Source organism: Lutibacter sp., assembly GCF_041555395.1.
Classification (GTDB): domain Bacteria; phylum Bacteroidota; class Bacteroidia; order Flavobacteriales; family Flavobacteriaceae; genus Lutibacter.
On record NZ_JBFFKM010000004.1, the window covers coordinates 78,452 to 96,501 of the forward strand.

Annotated in this window: 12 protein-coding genes and 1 tRNA gene; 9 read left to right on the forward strand and 4 right to left on the reverse strand. The window is 34.7% G+C overall.

Going from position 1 to position 18,050, the window contains the following annotated elements; translation table 11 throughout:
• Window positions 1-44: 44 nt before the first annotated feature.
• Window positions 45-2,111, reverse strand: coding sequence for a DUF5689 domain-containing protein (locus tag ABY285_RS02090; RefSeq protein ID WP_372766524.1), 2,067 nt, complete (start codon window positions 2,109-2,111; stop codon window positions 45-47).
• Between the two features lie 10 nt (window positions 2,112-2,121).
• Window positions 2,122-4,875 carry a carboxypeptidase-like regulatory domain-containing protein gene (locus tag ABY285_RS02095; RefSeq protein WP_372766526.1) on the reverse strand — a complete coding sequence of 918 codons (2,754 nt, stop codon included), beginning with the start codon at window positions 4,873-4,875 and terminating at the stop codon, window positions 2,122-2,124.
• A 141-nt stretch (window positions 4,876-5,016) separates the two neighbouring features.
• Between ABY285_RS02095 and ABY285_RS02100 the strand changes: the two genes are divergently transcribed.
• Together ABY285_RS02100 and ABY285_RS02105 are read left to right on the forward strand one after the other, a co-directional pair.
• Window positions 5,017-6,060 (forward strand): endonuclease/exonuclease/phosphatase family protein, encoded by a 1,044-nt coding sequence (locus tag ABY285_RS02100; protein WP_372766528.1) that lies wholly within the window; start codon window positions 5,017-5,019, stop codon window positions 6,058-6,060.
• 302 nt (window positions 6,061-6,362) lie between these two features.
• A complete protein-coding gene (locus tag ABY285_RS02105) occupies window positions 6,363-8,270 on the forward strand; it encodes an alpha/beta fold hydrolase (protein ID WP_372766531.1) in 1,908 nt (635 codons plus the stop codon).
• 118 nt (window positions 8,271-8,388) lie between these two features.
• Here the strand turns inward: ABY285_RS02105 and recJ are convergent, their stop codons facing one another.
• Both recJ and ABY285_RS02115 read right to left on the reverse strand, forming a co-directional pair.
• A complete protein-coding gene (gene recJ / locus ABY285_RS02110; RefSeq protein ID WP_372766533.1) occupies window positions 8,389-10,089 on the reverse strand; it encodes a single-stranded-DNA-specific exonuclease RecJ in 1,701 nt (566 codons plus the stop codon).
• Window positions 10,090-10,228: 139 nt separating this feature from the next.
• A complete protein-coding gene (locus ABY285_RS02115) occupies window positions 10,229-10,648 on the reverse strand; it encodes an OsmC family protein (protein ID WP_372766535.1) in 420 nt (139 codons plus the stop codon).
• Between the two features lie 357 nt (window positions 10,649-11,005).
• On the opposite strand from ABY285_RS02115, the gene ABY285_RS02120 reads away from it, so the two are divergent.
• The 7 genes from ABY285_RS02120 to ABY285_RS02150 all read left to right on the forward strand — a co-directional run bounded on the left by ABY285_RS02120 (window position 11,006) and on the right by ABY285_RS02150 (window position 17,909).
• Window positions 11,006-11,079, forward strand: a tRNA-Ala gene (locus ABY285_RS02120).
• 383 nt (window positions 11,080-11,462) lie between these two features.
• The gene (locus ABY285_RS02125) at window positions 11,463-12,623 is read left to right on the forward strand and encodes a thrombospondin type 3 repeat-containing protein (RefSeq protein WP_372766537.1); all 1,161 of its coding nucleotides are present in this window, start codon (window positions 11,463-11,465) and stop codon (window positions 12,621-12,623) included.
• Between the two features lie 570 nt (window positions 12,624-13,193).
• Window positions 13,194-13,406 carry a hypothetical protein gene (locus tag ABY285_RS02130; RefSeq protein ID WP_372766539.1) on the forward strand — a complete coding sequence of 71 codons (213 nt, stop codon included), beginning with the start codon at window positions 13,194-13,196 and terminating at the stop codon, window positions 13,404-13,406.
• Between the two features lie 100 nt (window positions 13,407-13,506).
• Window positions 13,507-15,036: a GNAT family N-acetyltransferase gene (locus tag ABY285_RS02135; RefSeq protein ID WP_372766541.1), complete on the forward strand. Its 1,530-nt coding sequence runs from the start codon at window positions 13,507-13,509 to the stop codon at window positions 15,034-15,036.
• Window positions 15,037-15,179: 143 nt separating this feature from the next.
• The gene (corA, locus tag ABY285_RS02140) at window positions 15,180-16,244 is read left to right on the forward strand and encodes a magnesium/cobalt transporter CorA (RefSeq protein WP_372766543.1); all 1,065 of its coding nucleotides are present in this window, start codon (window positions 15,180-15,182) and stop codon (window positions 16,242-16,244) included.
• A 285-nt stretch (window positions 16,245-16,529) separates the two neighbouring features.
• Window positions 16,530-17,423 (forward strand): cation diffusion facilitator family transporter, encoded by an 894-nt coding sequence (locus tag ABY285_RS02145; protein WP_372766545.1) that lies wholly within the window; start codon window positions 16,530-16,532, stop codon window positions 17,421-17,423.
• A gap of 18 nt (window positions 17,424-17,441) precedes the next feature.
• Window positions 17,442-17,909 carry a GNAT family N-acetyltransferase gene (locus ABY285_RS02150; protein WP_372766547.1) on the forward strand — a complete coding sequence of 156 codons (468 nt, stop codon included), beginning with the start codon at window positions 17,442-17,444 and terminating at the stop codon, window positions 17,907-17,909.
• Window positions 17,910-18,050 lie beyond the last annotated feature (141 nt).

Genomic DNA, 18,050 nt, shown 5'->3' on the forward strand with positions numbered 1-18,050 from the left:
TGTTGCTACTCGTTAATTTTTTTCCACCGTCAAAAATTAAAGCATTACCTGACTCTTGGATTAAAACCATCCGGTGCATTTTGCGGGGAATTTGGATGCGTAATATTTGCATTTGAAGCCGCAGAGTAAATGGTCCATTCGCTAATTGTAAATATTGGATTTGGTGCTGATACCGCTAAATTTCGAACTGCCCTTCCGTCTAAATATTCCCAATTTGTGCCGTTTCCATCCTGACCTATAACGCCAAAAATATCAGTGCGTGTGCCGGTATTGTTTACCAATTCATACACGTCATCGCCATTTCCGCTAATATAGGTTGTTTCAATATCCGGAATGTCATCAAACAGTAATTTGTAATCGCTGCCGGCAATAATTACGAATCCGCCAGGGGGAATTAAAATTCCCGTCAATACCAATGGCGAACCAGAGACCGTTGTTGCCCCGTTTAAATATTTATTCAGTTTCCATCCTGTTAAATTTACTTCTCCATTTCCGGCATTGTAAAGTTCTACAAATCGCGCGGAAACATTATTTTTAGGATCGGCAACTTCGGTAATCATAATTTTTGGAATAAAAACCTGACAGGCTTCATAAGCTTCTGAAAATTGTATGTCGGAAACAGTTCTCAGTTCAAGAAAATTGCTTAAAACTCCAGTGATATTTCCTTTTCCCTGCGGAAACAATTCGTTGGAAAAAGTGGCTTTTCCGTTGGTGAAAACAGATAGCTTTGTAGACATATTGCAGGTTTCCAAAGTTCGAAATCCGTTATTGGTACCGCTAAAATAGGTAAACGCCGAACCCAGCTCGTTTTGGGTCAGTTGCACGTTTTTAACTTTTACCAAAGTATTTTCAAATGCGGGGTTTACCACCTCGGAAATTAGAATTTCTTTGGGAATTATGGTAAAATTTACGCCGCTGTTGTAAATGAAATCAACAATTTGAGTTTCTTCAATTTCGGTAATGGCGGTTCCTTTTGGAAAACCAACGGTTAAAACGCCGTCCTTTTTAGCCATATACAGTTTGTTCAACTTTACAAAAACCTTATCACCGGGTTTGTATTGTTCAAAAATTAAAGTCGACTTCATCAAAATCTGAATGCCGCCTGTTGCATTTTCAACAGCATCCTGAATCACCAATTTTTTCTCAAAACTTCCTTGTTCGTCACTTGAAACCACATAACCTTCTACTACATAATTGTTGTTTATACCAAATTCAACCATGGTTCCTTTGTACATTTCCCTAATTGCCGCCAAAGAAATATTTGGCTGAAAAGTATCGGAATAATCGCAACGTGGTTCCGTTAATTTCACATCATCCGTATCACGCAAATACAGTTGAAAATCATCGTAATAATTACTAAAAACAGCAACTACGCTTCCTTTTCCTTCTGGAAGCATGTTGTTTTTAAATTTAGCAAAACCGCTATTTCTTAATATTACCTCATCCAAAAAATTACACGAATTGTCAACACTTTCCAACACACGATTTACTGTGGCGGTATTGTTGGCATTTCCATAAGATTTTCCCAAATCTCCAGATTTAAACTGAACATTTTCAATTTCTATAAGCATTTCCAGCATCGCTTTATTGAGTGCTGAAATGGCCACTTTTTTGGGGATTATTTCTTCAACTTCGCAGGAACGCAAAATATATTTGTCGAGTTCTGAAGACAAAATACCTTCCAAACCATCTCCGGTTGCTACGCCAATTTGCACACTTCCGAAACTGTAACCAACCGCCAAACCTTTTAATTTCACATAAATTTTTCGCCCCACATTGTATCTGGTGTAAATATTTGTTTGGTTGATAGAAATTTTAATGGCTGTAGTCGGATTCTCGGGTTTGTCCTGAATGGAAATTGACTTATAAATATTCCCCGATTTGTCACTGGAAACCACATAGCCTTCAATAATTAAGTCGGTTTCAATGATTTTTGCGCCGCCAAAAGTGTACATTTCTTTTACCTGCTGAATGGTGGTTGTTGCCGCAATTTGAGGTTCGGTACAATCGACCTTCGGCGTTTCAAAGTCCCCGTCTTTTACACAGGTTGAAAAAGTGCTTATCACAATGATTGAAATAAGTAAAATTCTTGAGTTTTTATAAAAGTTCATAGCGCTATTTTTAAAATCTAACATATAAATTTAAGTAATAGGAGGTTTTGCCTCCATACCAATATTTTGGACCGAAAATGGGTTTTTCCAATTGTTTGTCCTCTTTTAATTCTGGATAATTGGATTTTCGGGATTGCTCAAAACCACCTGTTTTAAACAGTTCTCCCAAAATATTGTTTATGCCCATAAAAAATCCGAGGTAATACTCGTTGATTTTCCACGATTTCCCGCCAACAGCATTCACCAAAAAAGCAGCATCAAATTTCTCTTGTTTCAATAAATTATTAACTTGTTCCTGGGTAACTTCCACCCAGGTTTCATCATCTAAAAAAGGAACGCCGTCTGAGTCCAGATAAAAATTATTGGTTCTTAGCAAAGGGGAAATATCCAAGTAATTATTGGATAAATAATTGGCATTTATTTGGAAAAACCAATACGCAGGATCTCGGTATTCAAAGCCTACATTATAAGCCCGTTGCGGAGTTCCGGAAAGGTGATAATTTTTTAAATAAGCCGTTCCAAAATTGCTGTTTGAATTGGAAAAACTTTCAGAAATCAGGTACAATTTCGGATTGTTGCTGTAAGTAAATTGCCCAACTGAACCTGCAGCCACCAATTTTACAGTGGGCAAAATCTGATGTTCAAAACTTAATTCCACTCCCATATTCTTTTTGTCGACACCTGTAATAATTTCATTCACAAAATCGGCCTGGTTACCCAACAACCCTTCCGCAAAAAAGAAGGAAGTTTCAATAGCGTCACTAAATTTTGTATAATACGCGCTTAATCGGGATTGTATTTTTGGAGCTCTAAAAACATAACTTATATCTCCTGTAATTATTTTTTCACTCGTTAAATCGGGTGTGATACTGTTGTTGACTCTCGAATTGGAAAATGCCGTTTTAATTGTAGGTGCATTTGTGGTGTATGCGCCATTAAAAGTCAACAAATGCCGCCCTGTAATTTTATAAGTCGCGCCGGCCTTTATGCCGAAATCCATAAAATTTTGTTTTTCACCTTTTCCGAAGGAATTTTCAAAATAAGTCCCATTTTTAAACAAGCCTTCCCTTTGATAATTGGTGATTTTAACATTCAACCCCACAAAATAATCGAAATTTCTCTGCGTTCCCTGTAATTGCGCGAAAGCACTTGCCACAAGAGCATTAATCGTATAGTTGTATTGAAATTTATCATCTTCAACAGCCGTTCTGTCAGGATTGTTCAAGTCGTTTTGCCGTGCATCGCCAAGCGCATATTGGTCTAAATCCACAAAACCATTTCCACCTAACAAATCGAGCATATTTGCATAATTTTTAGAGCTTAAATCTTTAATGGAAAAGCCTCCATTGAAGTTTAAATTGTCTGTGAATTTTGTGTTTATCATTGAATTTACTGAAAATTGTGAGTCATCAACACGGTCTTCATACAAATAATACAGGGAATTTCCATTGTCTGCGTTTGCCTGATATAATTCATTCCATTTTAGTTGTCCGTTTTTCAAAAATTCCTGTTCCGTTAAATAGGCGTTCGCATAATCGGGATTGTCTGGAAACCTCAAAAAATTGCTCGGCAGATATTTCCAATAAGTTGGATCCGGATTTGGGGCGTTAAAATAACCCAATCTACTGTTTCCTATATGCCCAAACTGATAAGCCAAAGATGATTTTATATTGGTGTTTTCGCGTTCATAAAAATGGGTTAGCATAATTACCGGCTCAAAAATTTCCTTTATTCTCGAATTTCGCTTTTCGCCTTCCTGATTTCCCCAATAGGCATTGTATTCGTAGCCTTTTAAATCGTAAACTTCCTTGGTATTAGGCGATGATTTTCCACGTTTATTTGGCGTTGCGAAAGCTGTAAAATTTATACTGTGATTGTTGGTAAGTTTTTTTTCAACAGCCAAAATGCCCGACCAAGCATTGTAGGATGTTCCCTCAATATAGCCTTCCTGTGCCATTCTGCGAGAACCAGAAAACACAAAAGCCCAATTGTTTTTGTTCCATCCGGAAGCATAAGTTGCCATTGCGCGACCTGTATAACTTTTATTGGTGGAAGAAAGGGAAACTTTTTTCACCGCCTGATAATCTGAAGCTCTTGTGCTAAAATTTGTGGCGCCCAATATGCCGCCAAAAGTAAAATCAGATGCCGCGATTCCATTGGAAAATTCCTGATTTCTAAATGCATCATTCAATCCACCCCAATCGCTCCATTGGGGACGACCATCATAAATTTTATTCATTTCAATCCCATTAATCGCAATGGTACCGTAGCTGGAATCATAACCACGTACTTTAAACCATGCCTGACTGAAATTGAATGCCGCTGCCTGTAAGTAGGCATCTTTTGACGATTGAAACAATCCCGCAATGTAATCGGAGGTCTTTCCTTCTTCATCCGATAAATCTTCATCTGTCAAAACAATAAGGCTCGTCTCATACTTTTCAACAGTGGTTTTTTGCAAAAAAATATCACCTAAATTATAGGGTTTATGTTCAAGAATATTGACCGGAAATTCTTGCGTAACGTAGCCATCATACTGAATTTGTAGCGTATGAAGCCCCGTTGGAATGTTTTCAATATTAAATTCTCCGTTTAAATTTGTTTCCGCAAAAAAATTAAGTGCTGAAATTTTTAAGGAAACTCCTTTTATAGGCTCTTCTGAAGTGGCTTCAATAACTTTTCCGTTTATGGAAGCAAGTGTTTGTGCGCCTGAATTAATGGCAGGCAAAAAACATACAATAGTGGCAAAAACTATTATTTTCATTCGCAATTTTTTAATGAAATTAGTCTTTTTTAGTATGCCCCCGATAAAAAGAAAAAATAATTTTGCTATCTTCCTTAAATATAGCATCCTATTCCATATTTTGCTTGTGTTTTGTACCTATCTTGTGCCTTAAAAAATACTATGAAACGTCTTTCTCTTCTTGTGTTATTTGCTTTTCTTCTGGCTCAACCTCTTTTCAGCCAAAAAAAATATGACATCAAAACGATCGCTTTTTATAATTTGGAAAACTTCTTCGATATTATAGACGATACCACAAAGCTTGATGAAACAAGCCCTATTATGAAAATGAATGAAAACAGGGCAGCTGTTTATCAGCTTAAATTGAACAATATGGCAAAAGTGCTTTCTGAAATAGGGATGGAAGAAGCAAAAAACAGTCCGGTAATTATAGGCGTTGCAGAAATTGAAAATTATCGTGTTTTGGAAGATTTGGTAAATACTTCCTTTTTAAAGGACAAACAATACGGCATTATTCATTACGACTCTCCGGATTTACGGGGTATTGACGTTGGCTTTTTGTATCAAACTAACTTTTTTAAACCCATTTATCATGAAGTGTTTGAATTGCGTTTATGGGACAATGATGGGTATAGAGTTTACACCAGAGACCAGTTATTGGTATCGGGATATTTAGGAGACGAACTCATTCATGTTATCGTAAATCATTGGCCTTCCAGACTTGGTGGTGAAGCAAAAAGCAGATCCAAAAGAGAAAAAGCCGCTTTTTTAAATACCCAAATTATTGCTAAAATAAAAGAAACTGACCCAAACCCGAAAATCATCATCATGGGCGATTTAAATGATGACCCCACTAACAACAGCCTAAAAAATATTTTAAAAACCAAAGCCAAAAAATCGGATGTAAAAGAAGGCGATATTTATAACCCAATGGAAGATATGTTCAAGCGAGGACAAAATACCTTGGCTTACCGGGACAATATTAATTTATTTGACCAAATTATGTTTACTTCTCCATTGTTAACAACTTCAAAAGATTATTCAACTTATAAAATGTATAAAGCGGCCATTTTTAAACCACAATATTTAACTACCCAAACCGGAAAATTTAAAGGCTATCCGTTTAGAAGTTTTGGAAATGGTGGATTCACCGGAGGTTACAGCGATCATTATCCGGTGTATTTGTATTTAATAAAGGAATATTAGCTTGGTATTTTAGACTTTTAGTATTTTGGGTTTTTAGAAAAGAGGCTGAATTCTAATTAAAAGAATATTTTGGGCGTGCCCTTTCAGGTAAGGCTTTCGGCACTCGCTTTTTTTTGCTGAATTACACAAAAAACAGCTCAAACAAACGCCTCAATCCTTCACGCGGTAACTCTAAAAAACAAGCTTATTTATAATCATTATTTCTTATCCAATACTTTAAATAAGTGTAAATTCAGTTACAGAAATAAAAAATTAAAACAATAAATTTGTGAATTAAGTTAATTTAGCAAAAAAAAGAAATTATGCACAAAACAGTATTTAGTTTTTTATTCTCATTTGCATTCATCGCAATGTCGGCACAAGAGGTGATGACACCCGAAATGCTTCTTCAAATGAATAAAGTTTCAGGAAAAGGATTGACCAAAGATGGAAATTCACTCATTTACAGTGTTTCCAACTATAACTTAGCATCAAACAAATCTTCAACAACAACTTATCAGGTTACAATTACAGGAGGAGAGGCCCAAATAATTACCAATTATAGTGCACTGTTGGCAGATAAAAGTGTTTCTCCTGATGGCAAATATAAAATTACAACGACTGATGTAAAATTAAAAAACATTACCGGACAAGACTATTATGAAGATATTACCAGTTCAAATGTAAAAATCTATACGGAACTCAATTATCGCCATTGGGATACCTGGGAAGACGGCGCTTACAGTCACGTGAAGTACCAGTCTGTTTCGGACACCATTTCTGAACCTATTGATATCATGTCCGAAGAGCCGTTCGACTGTCCGCAAAAACCATTTGGAGGATCTGAAGATTATTTATGGAGTCCAGACAGTAAAAACATTTTATATGTAACCAAAAAATTAAGTGGCGTAGCCTATGCCACCAGCACAAATACCGATATTTACCAATATAATTTGGAATCAAAAAAAACCACAAATTTAACTTTTGAAAACAAGGGCTATGATACTAATCCAGCATTTTCGTCTAAAGGTCAATTGGCCTGGCTGCAAATGCGTAGAGACGGTTATGAATCAGATAAAAATGACATCATTGTTAAAGTTAACGGTGCATCCGTTAACTTAACGGCAAACTGGGATGGAACAGTAAACAGTTTTGTGTGGCAAGATAATGGCGATAAAATATATTTTGTCGCTCCGGTTTTGGGAACTGTACAATTATTCGAAATTGGAATTCCAGCTGATGGAAGAAAAACCAGTCCACTAAAACAAATTACAAACGGACAATTTGATGTGGGCGGTATTGTTGGGCAATCAAAACAAACCATTGTCGTGAGCAGAAGAGATATGAACCATGCCACGGAGTTATATGCTGTGAACTTAGGCAATGGAAAAATGATGCAGTTAACCCATGCGAATGATGCCGTTTATAATACTCTTAAGCTAAGCAAGGTCGAAAAAAGAATGGTTAAAACAACCGATGGAAAAGACATGCTGACCTGGGTAATTTATCCGCCAAATTTTGATCCTGCCAAAAAATATCCAACCTTGTTATATTGTCAGGGAGGTCCTCAAGGCGCTTTAAGCCAATTTTATTCTTTCCGCTGGAACTTTCAGTTGATGGCTGCAAATGGCTATATTATTGTTGCCCCAAACAGAAGAGGAATGCCTGGTTATGGAGTTGAGTGGAATGAACAAATCAGCAAAGATTATGGCGGACAAAATATGCAGGATTATTTATCTGCAATTGATGAATTGGCAAAAGAACCTTATGTTGACAATGATCGTTTGGGAGCCATAGGTGCAAGTTATGGTGGTTATTCCGTGTTTTATTTGGCGGCTATTCATGAAGGAAGATTCAAAAGTTTTATTTCTCATGATGGTATTTTTAACTGGAAAAGCATGTATGGAACAACCGAAGAACTATTTTTTGTGAATTGGGATTTAGGCGGTGCTTATTGGGATAAAAACAATGTTGATGCACAAAAAGCTTATACCGAATTTAACCCTATTGAAAAAGTAGGCCAATGGACAACTCCTATTATGATTATTCAAGGTGGAAATGATTTTAGAGTTCCGATTGGACAAGGATTAGAAGCTTTTCAGGCAGCACAATTAAAAGGTATCAAAAGCAAGTTGCTGTTTTTTCCTGAAGAAAATCACTGGGTACTAGATAATCAGAATAGCTTAGTTTGGCAACGTGAATTTTACAAATGGCTGAAAGAAACTTTGTAATTTTAATTTAAAAAAAGGTGGAGAAAAAAATCTCCGCCTTTTTTTGTCTTGCAGTCTTCCCTCTCACTTTTTACTTCTCACAAAAAACAAACTCTTACCCTGAGCGTAGACGAAGGGCTCAACTTTCTTCCTGTAAATCTTTCAATAAAAGTTGCAATGTTGTATAGCCATTCCACTCATTTTCATCGATACAAAAAGCGGCTTTAAAGGCGTTTTTATTTTGTGTCAGTTCGTGTTTGTCTCCCATTCCAAAGCCTATGGCGTTGTAGGTTGTTTGGTTGGTGCCTTCAAAAAGATTCAACTTTAAATGCGTTTCGTCAGCGCCTACTTTTTTGCCATACCCGTTATCACGCAAACTGCCACACATAAAAACAGGTTTCATGTTTTGTGGTCCGAAGGGAGATAATTGATTCATGATTCTGAAGAATTTTGGCGTAATTTCCGAAAGGCTGATTTCCGCATCAACAGAAATTTCGGATGTTCTCAATTCCTCCGGTAAAGTAGCGGCAACAACTTCTTCAAACTTCAATTTAAATTTTTGATAATTTTCTTCTTTTAAAGTAAGTCCGGCTGCATATTTATGTCCTCCAAACTGTTCAATAAATTCAGAACATTGCTCCAGGGCTTCATACACGTCAAATCCTTTTACGGAACGTGCCGACGCTGCCAGTTTATCACCGCTTTTTGTAAAAACCAAGGTTGGTTTGTAGTAAGTTTCAATCAATCTGGAAGCAACAATGCCAATCACGCCTTTGTGCCAATTTGCAGCATAAACAACCGTTGAAACATTTTCCTGTTCCCTGTTTTCTTCAATTTGCAGCAAGGCTTCTTTGGTAATTAATTTATCCAAATCCTTCCTGTCATTGTTGTTTTGTTCTATTTCCAAAGCGAATTTTACAGCCGAATCAAAATCCAGTTCGGTCAACAATTCAACAGCATAATTTCCATGTTTAATTCTTCCTGCGGCATTAATTCTTGGCGCAATAATAAACACAACATCGGTAATATTCAACTCCTTCTTTTTGATTTGGTGAATCATGGCTTTAATGCCATTTCGCGGATTGGAATTGATTACCTGCAAACCAAAATAAGCCAATATTCTGTTTTCGCCGGTTATTGGAACAATATCTGCGGCAATGGCTGTGGCCACCAAATCCAAATAAGAAACCAAATCGTCAATGTTTTGATTTCTCTTGCTTGCCAACGCCTGAATCAATTTGAATCCTACGCCGCAACCGCACAATTCATCATACGGATAATCACAATCTGCACGTTTTGGATCTAAAACTGCAACGGCATCCGGAATTTCATTTCCCGGACGGTGGTGATCGCAAATGATAAAATCAATGCCTTTTTCTTTCGCATAATTTACTTTGTCAATGGCTTTTATGCCACAGTCCAACGCAATAATTAAGGAAACATCATTGTCGTGGGCAAAATCGATTCCCAAAAAAGAAATTCCGTAACCTTCCGCATATCTGTCCGGAATATAGGTAGCAATATTTGGATAAAATGTTTTTAGATAGGACGAAAGCATTGAAACGGATGTTGTGCCATCAACATCATAATCACCATAGACCAAAATGTTTTCATTTTCTGCAATTGCCCGTTCTATACGTTCAACGGCTTTATCCATATCCTTCATCAAAAAAGGATTGTGGAGATCATTTAAACTTGGGCGAAAAAAGGCTTTGGCCTGGTCATAGGTTTCAATATTTCGTTGCACCAATAGTTTGGCCAAAGTGTATTCAATCCCTAAATCCTGAGCTAATTTTAATGTTATTTCAGGGTTTGTTTCAGCTTTTAATTTCCAACGCATAGCATAATTTTTCTCAAAAGTAAGCAAATTTTAGTGTGTTGGTATTTTGATGCGTTAGATTGTTAGTAATTTATATTATTGGTGTTTTTGCCTTAAAAATTTAAACTTTTAAACAAATAAACACCTCAACAAATAACCCTTATTGAACTATATATTGAATTTCTGTGGTTATCTCAGCAAATTGTCTAAACATATGCATTACCCCGCAGTAACGTTCAACGGATAGGTTTACCGCTTTTTCAATTTTATCCTTTTTAAAATCTTTATCATAAAAGCGATAAGTCACTTTTACTTTATCATAGAATTTTGGCGCTTCGTCGGTAAGATTTGCTTCAACTTCAATTTTAAAATCTTCTACTTCCGCGCGCATTTTTTTTAACAATGAGGCAACATCCATTGCAGTACAACCCGCCAAAGAAGTTAGCATCATCGCCTTTGGGCGCAATCCTTTTCCTTGTCCGCCTACCTCTTTAGCAGCATCAATCATAACATTTCCTTCAGGTGATACCGATTCAAAAAGCATTTCACCTTTCCAACTCACTTCAATTTTATTTATCATATTTATTCTTTCTTTATATTGAAGTGTAAATTTAAGTCAAATTTAAGGCTTCATAGTAACATTCATTACAATTTTTAATGAAGTAGATTTTAGAATAAGTGTTTTCCTGTCCTTAACTCTTTCCAAAGTATAGTGGCTTTGATTTTTGTTAGTTTTGGAAAGTTGGGATTTATAACATTCAACATGTAAATTGTCAATTCCCCCTTTGGGGGTTAGGGGGCCTTTTAAACATTAAAAATTTTTAAACCACATTTAAAAAAATTATGTACTTTTGCGCCATTCAATTTAAACTTTCGCTTTTGCAGGGTTTAAATTTAGGTTTCAACCCGAAAGCCACCGGTTGAAATTAATAAAATTGGGGATGTAGCTCAGTTGGCTAGAGCGCTTGGCTGGCAGCCAAGAGGTCGTCGGTTCGAGCCCGATCTTCTCCACAATTTAAAACCAAAGAGTTATATTAAATTATAACTCTATTTTTTTGTCTAATGTTTACAACCACGCATACAACACTACTCTTTTTTAGTCTTTTATGACTTTTATAATCTATCTACTTTTTTACTTTTATTGTTAAATAATATCTCCTTTGTAGTAAAGCAAGTTTTATACTTTTCAAAAGTATTTATTTCAAAAAAATGTTTAGGCTGTGCGAAACAAACAAATGGTTAGTTTTTACTAACAAACGGTTCGTATAATGACTTAAATGGTAAGTTATTTCAAATAATTGAAAATTGTATTGTTATATTCAGTATATTCGTATTGACCTTATGATAAAGGTGTTGGACTTATCTAAATTTATTAATTTTAAAAGTTTGTTTTTATGAAAAAATCATCAATTATTTGCTGTCTTATTTTAACGGTAGCTTTTTTTATAAGTTGTGAAAAAGAAACATCAATTTTAGATCAAGAACAAGAATTAAAGATAGACCAAACGGAAAATCAGTCTTTTAAATCATTTTTGAATTCTAGTGATGCTGATATAATTCCGTCAAGCTTTAAGATAAAACAAAAAGTATCTGGAAAGGAAGAAATTTCAGGTATGAATTTTTATTATGATCTGAACAATTTTCCATGTGATTATTTACCTGTGGAGGATTTTGAGGATTCTCTATTAGCTCCATATCCTGCAGTATCCTTTTTCGGGCCCTTAGATGAATTTACAAGTAACTCCTTTTTTGCACCTGGCGACATTCAATCGGGGATATCAATAAATACAACTGGTGGTGATGAGATCGTTCTAGCAAGTGATGGTTTCGCAGGAGGAGTATCAGATTTCATTGTTGCGAGTACAAGCAGTGGTATAGTTATCAATTTTACAACTAATGTTACGGCAGTTGGATTTAATGTATTAAGATTTTTTTCACCAGGAAGTGATGTTCAAATTGAAGTTTTTGGTGGTTCAGGTTTACTTAGTTCTACATTAGAAAATGGCTCTCCAACTGGTAATTTTTGGGGTGTGAAATCTGACGAACCAATTGTAAGCATAATTATAAGTTGCGCAACAGCTTTCGAGGGAATTGACAACTTGATGTTCGGTGTTTGTGGTTCCGATGGTGATGGTGATGGAGTAAAAAAAGCTGATGATAACTGTCCTGATACTGCTAATTCAGGTCAAGAAGATTATGATAATGATGGTTTAGGAGATGTTTGTGATGACGATGACGATAACGATGGGTGTCTTGATGTTGATGATCCAATTCAATTTTCAAATATTGAAACCACTGTAAACATTGATGGATGTGATTATCGAGTCACTAATTATGTTACTGCTGATTGTGGATGGACAATGTCTGATAGCATTGATGTATTAGAATTAGGTACTTACAAAAATCATGGAGCGTTTATTCGTGCAATGGTTAAATTAGTTAACGGTTGGTACGATAGCGGATTAATAACACCTGAAGATAAAGATTTGATTATGATGTGTGCTGGAGAATCTTCATATGGTCGTAAGCGGAATATCGTTAGTCATCTAAATTGAATTATCTAAAAAATGAAAGGTCTGTGAAGCTTCCCAAATTTCACAGACTTTTTTTAATGTTTTCAAAATAAAAATAAATCTTGAAAATTATTGATTTTTAATCTTTATCTCTTTTGATATTAGCTCCTCAATCTTATCTAATGTTTCCTTAATCAGTTACTGGAAATCTTCAACATCACGCTTTAAGTTGTTTATTTGAATATTGTTTTTAAGGTTTCCAATTTGTCCATTTTTGTTTATTCTGACACGCTCGTAATGAACTAAGAAAAATCTTTAACCTAATGTTTAAAATGTTAAGTATTGCTAAGTTCTTATTTTCTTAAAGTGAGGTTTTGATATGCGCGTACAGGTCAAATAATTCTATTCTATCTCATCTCGTATTCTATACGCGTACAGTTTCGGTAATCAGTTTAGAATAATTTTAAACTACTATCAATTAAGAATGTAACTGTCTTAATTTCATACATTAGATGTGCCTTTAAGCACAATGATTAAAAATTGCAACAATCAAAACCTTAAAAATTTAACTATGAAAAAAAAATCTATTTATTTATAGGAATAACCCCATTTGTGTTTAATTTATCTAATGCTCAGGAAGATACAAAAGTAGAATCTTTTGAGGTAACCGAGATTAGTCCTGATTTAATTAATCAATTTGTTGTTATTGAAAAAGATTCTATGACCGTTGAAGATGGGTGTAAATTGGTAAGTGATTGGATTGATATAATTTATAATACTCCAAAAGAAGTAATTAAATCAAACAAAACCATAACAGAATGTTAAATTACTTGGTTGGCAATTCTAACATTCCCTAAAAAGATGTAATTTTGCCAAAATAGGCAGTTTATTTCCTATTTTAAGACATAAAAACACCATTTCGCATATGAATATGAAAAAAATAGAAAATATTGAATTGTCTTTTTTAAGTATTGACGATTATCAGGAACTTAAAAAAGCAATGATTGAATCTTACGCCAGTATGCCAAATTCTTATTGGAGAGAGCATCAAATAGAGTCATTAATCAGCAGATTTCCAGAAGGTCAGGTTGTGATTAAAGTCAACAATCAAATTGCGGGATGCGCCCTATCTATTATAGTTGATTACAGCAAAATTGACAGGGTTCATACTTACGAGGAAATTACAGGAAATTTTACTTTTAACACGCACACACCCAATGGTGATATGCTATACGGAATTGATGTTTTTATAAAACCTGAATTTCGTGGACTTCGATTAGGAAGAAGACTTTATGACTACAGAAAAGAATTATGTGAAAAATTAAACCTAAAAGGCGTTGCCTTCGGAGGTAGAATCCCCAATTATCACTTATATTCTGATAAACTTACACCAAAACAATATATTGATAAAGTTAGAAAAAAGGAAATTCATGATCCTGTCTTTAATTTTCAAATATCAAACGACTTTCATCCGGCAAAAATTCTTAAGAATTATCTTGAAGGAGATGACGCATCTAATGATTACGCTGTTTTATTGGAATGGGATAATATTTACTACGAAAAGGAAGATACAAGTACTGCAACTACTAAGAAAAAAATAGTAAGATTAGGACTTATACAGTGGCAAATGAGGTCTTATAAAAATTTAGATGAGCTGTTACAGCAAGCTGAATTTTTTGTGGATTCCGTTTCGGGTTACCGATCCGATTTTGCGCTATTTCCAGAATTTTTTAACGCGCCATTGATGGCGGAAAATAATCATTTAACAGAATCTGAAGCAATTCGGGAACTTGCCAAACATACTTCAGCCATAATTGATAAATTTTCAAAATTTGCTATTTCGTACAATATTAATATCATATCGGGAAGTATGCCTGAAATTGTAAACAATAAACTTTACAATGTGGGTTATTTGTGTAAACGAGACGGAACTGTTGAACGCTACGAAAAACTTCATATCACTCCGAATGAAAGAAATGTATGGGGGATGCAAGGCGGAAGTGAAATTAAAACCTTTGATACCGATTGCGGTAAAATTGGCATTTTAATATGTTATGATGTTGAATTTCCTGAGCTTGGAAGACTTTTGGCCGATGAGGGAATGGATATTTTGTTTGTTCCATTTTTAACCGATACACAAAATGGCTATTCCAGAGTTCGAAATTGCGCACAAGCCAGAGCCATAGAAAATGAATGCTATGTTGCCATTGCAGGAAGCGTTGGGAATTTGCCTAAAGTTCACAATATGGACATTCAATATGCCCAATCAATGGTGTTTACGCCTTGTGATTTCGCATTTCCAACCAACGGAATTAAAGCAGAAGCAACTGCCAATTCTGAAATGATTTTAATAGCCGATGTAGATATAGATTCCCTGAGAGAATTAAATCAACTTGGTACTGTTAGGAATTTGAAAGATAGGCGCAAAGACCTCTACGAATTAGGAAAACGCTAACGATAGCTGATAAATTTATTTTGTAAAAAGAAAGCATTTAAAATTAAAATCATTAATTTTAAATGCTTTCTTTTTTGTTGGAAAATTATAAGATTTTTACCCTAAGAAAAGTAGGTGTTAAACCTTTCAAAAACACTAGTAGTATGGCCAGATTGTTAAAAGCAAAAAAAGAACATATAGGATTATCGCCTCATGAAATTCATTTTAGAGGAGAGAAAAAAATTGATGCTGTTTTGTTAAGGGTTATGGATTATGATTCAGAGAACCTCGATGAATTTCAGGCAAAAGATATCAATGAAGTTATAAAATTTAACCAAACATCAACAACCACCTGGCTCAATATTGACGGCTTGCATGATGAAAAAATGATGAGCGAGATTGCAAATCAGTTTGAAATGGATTCCTTAATTCTTGCTGACATCATGAATACTCATGCCAGGCCAAAAATACAGGAATATGATAATTGCATTTATATTTCTTTGAAAATGATACAGTATGATGATTCACAAAATTATATTTCTACAGAAAACATTGTAATTCTTATTAAGGAAAATATTTTACTGTCATTTCAGGAAAAAAAAGGCGATGTTTTTGATCCCTTGCGAGAAAGAGTGCGAAAAAGCAAAAAACGACTTAGAAATTCCGGAACAGACTATCTGGCATTTGCTATAATGGATATTATTTTTGATAATTATAACTATATCATAAGTCAAATTGGTGAAAAAATTGAATCCTTAGAAGAAGATTTATTGAATAATGCCCATGAATCTATTTTAGAAGAGATCAATAATTTTAAAAAAGAAATTATTTATTTGCACAAATCCATTAAACCATGTCGTGAAATAGTCATGGAATTGTTAAAAATGGATTCGGAATTGTTGGAGGATAGTGTGTATGTTCATTTTGAAGATCTAAAAAACAACCTCAATCAGGCGATTGAATCATTGGAAAGTTATCGGGAAATTCTTTCCGACCAACTTATGATTTATCATACCACCATTAGCAGCAAATTAAATGACATCATTAAATTTTTAACAGTTTTCTCCGTAATTTTTATTCCGCTGACTTTTATTGCCGGTGTTTATGGAACAAATTTCGAAAATCTTCCCGAGCTTCATTATAAATATAGTTACTTTATTATGTTGGGGGTTATGTTGGCGCTGGCTATCTCCATGATTTTCTATTTCAAAAAGAAAAAGTGGCTTTAATATACAGTTGAAAAGTTAAAAGGTTAAAGAAGTTGAAAGTTTGGGCGTTCCCGCTGAAAAAGCGGTCAGGCTTTAAGTTGTAATCTTTTTTTCGGATAAAAACCTCAAAAAAGGATTTTCACTGCAATCCTTAACGCATCTCACAATACAACAATATAATTGCGTAACCCATTAAAAAATTACTGTTATCCTTGGGATTTAGTCGTTTTTATTTAAATGATACTTCGTGAAATCCAGTATCTTTGCGCACTTAAAGCACCGCATTCAAATTGAAAAGGAATACCAATGAAAACGAATAAACAAAAAGCAATCAACACCATTTACATTAGCATAATTGGAAATGCTTTGCTTGCGATTGCTAAAGGAATAACCGGTATTTTTGGAAATTCTTATGCCTTAATTGCCGATGCCATTGAATCTACCACTGATGTTTTTTCTTCTATTTTGGTTTTATTCGGTCTTAAATACGCCACAAAACCTGCCGATGACAATCATCCTTATGGCCACGGAAGGGCAGAGCCTTTAATAACATTTGCCGTAGTGGGATTTCTTGTTTTTTCAGCTACCATAATTGCCTATGAAAGTATTCAAAATTTGCAAACACCACAATTAGCGCCTAAAAAATTCACTTTGGTGGTATTGGCTATCATTGTAATTATTAAAGAGTTGTTTTATAGGGTAGTTTCCAAAAAAAGTAACGAAACAAAAAGTTCTTCCCTAAAAGCAGATGCCTGGCATCACAGAAGTGATGCAATTACCTCATTAATGGCATTTATTGGAATATCTATCGCCATTTTTATGGGTGAAGGTTACGAAAAGGCCGATGATTGGGCGGCGTTATTTGCTTCCGGATTTATTATTTACAATGCGTATTTAATTTTTAGACCAGCACTCGGCGAAATCATGGACGAGCATTTATATGGTGATTTTGTTGCGGAAATAAGAACAATTTCCAATACCGTTGAAGGCGTGATTGATACTGAAAAATGCCTTGTGAGAAAAACAGGAATTTCATTTCATGTAGATCTTCATTTAATTGTAAATGGTGCTATTAGTGTTTCTGAAGGCCATGAAATAGCGCATCGATTAAAAGATGAATTACAGACTAAATTACCCGAAATTAGTGATGTGTTAATTCATGTTGAACCGGATACGGTTAAGGCTGAAATTGATTATTAAAATCCAACAATTGCTATAATGATGAAAATTATAACGACAAACAGTCTGGAAAATCATCAAATAAAAGTGGTTTACGAACTTTGGAATGCTGAATATCCTAAAAATTTATTCCACAACAATGTAAGTGATTTTAAAAATTATTTAGAAAATCTTACAAACCAATGGAATTTGTTGATTATAGACGAAAATGGAAATATAAAAGGTTGGTATTTAGATTTTTTAAGAGCTGATGAAAAGTGGTTTGCGATGATTTTAGCTTCTGAAATTCACGGAAAAGGTTTCGGAACCCGGCTATTAAATGAAGCCAAAAAGAGAGCGTCGGAACTAAATGGCTGGGTAATTGACAAACCCAATTATTTAAAACAAAATGGCGATTGCTACAAATCTCCCATCCCTTTTTACCAAAAAAACGGATTTCATGTTTTACCTGAAGTCCGATTGGAACTGGAGCATTTGTCGGCCGTAAAAATAACCTGGAAAAAATAACAGGCTATAACAATCAAGCAATAAAAATATGCAAAAACTTCATGCACTCCTATTGGTTGTTTTCTTAATTTTCTATTCTTGTAAAATGAATACAAACGAAGAAACCATTGAAAAATGGAAAGGTGAAATTCTTGAGACAGA

Excerpts from the sequence above, each read along its gene's own strand:
- ABY285_RS02095 (WP_372766526.1), bottom strand. The coding sequence starts at position 4,875 with ATGAAAATAATAGTTTTTGCCACTATTGTATGTTTTTTGCCTGCCATT.
- recJ (WP_372766533.1), bottom strand. The coding sequence starts at position 10,089 with ATGCGTTGGAAATTAAAAGCTGAAACAAACCCTGAAATAACATTAAAA.
- ABY285_RS02145 (WP_372766545.1), top strand. The coding sequence starts at position 16,530 with ATGAAAACGAATAAACAAAAAGCAATCAACACCATTTACATTAGCATA.
- ABY285_RS02090 (WP_372766524.1), bottom strand. The coding sequence starts at position 2,111 with ATGAACTTTTATAAAAACTCAAGAATTTTACTTATTTCAATCATTGTG.
- ABY285_RS02115 (WP_372766535.1), bottom strand. The coding sequence starts at position 10,648 with ATGATAAATAAAATTGAAGTGAGTTGGAAAGGTGAAATGCTTTTTGAA.
- corA (WP_372766543.1), top strand. The coding sequence starts at position 15,180 with ATGGCCAGATTGTTAAAAGCAAAAAAAGAACATATAGGATTATCGCCT.
- ABY285_RS02105 (WP_372766531.1), top strand. The coding sequence starts at position 6,363 with ATGCACAAAACAGTATTTAGTTTTTTATTCTCATTTGCATTCATCGCA.
- ABY285_RS02135 (WP_372766541.1), top strand. The coding sequence starts at position 13,507 with ATGAATATGAAAAAAATAGAAAATATTGAATTGTCTTTTTTAAGTATT.
- ABY285_RS02150 (WP_372766547.1), top strand. The coding sequence starts at position 17,442 with ATGATGAAAATTATAACGACAAACAGTCTGGAAAATCATCAAATAAAA.
- ABY285_RS02100 (WP_372766528.1), top strand. The coding sequence starts at position 5,017 with ATGAAACGTCTTTCTCTTCTTGTGTTATTTGCTTTTCTTCTGGCTCAA.
- ABY285_RS02125 (WP_372766537.1), top strand. The coding sequence starts at position 11,463 with ATGAAAAAATCATCAATTATTTGCTGTCTTATTTTAACGGTAGCTTTT.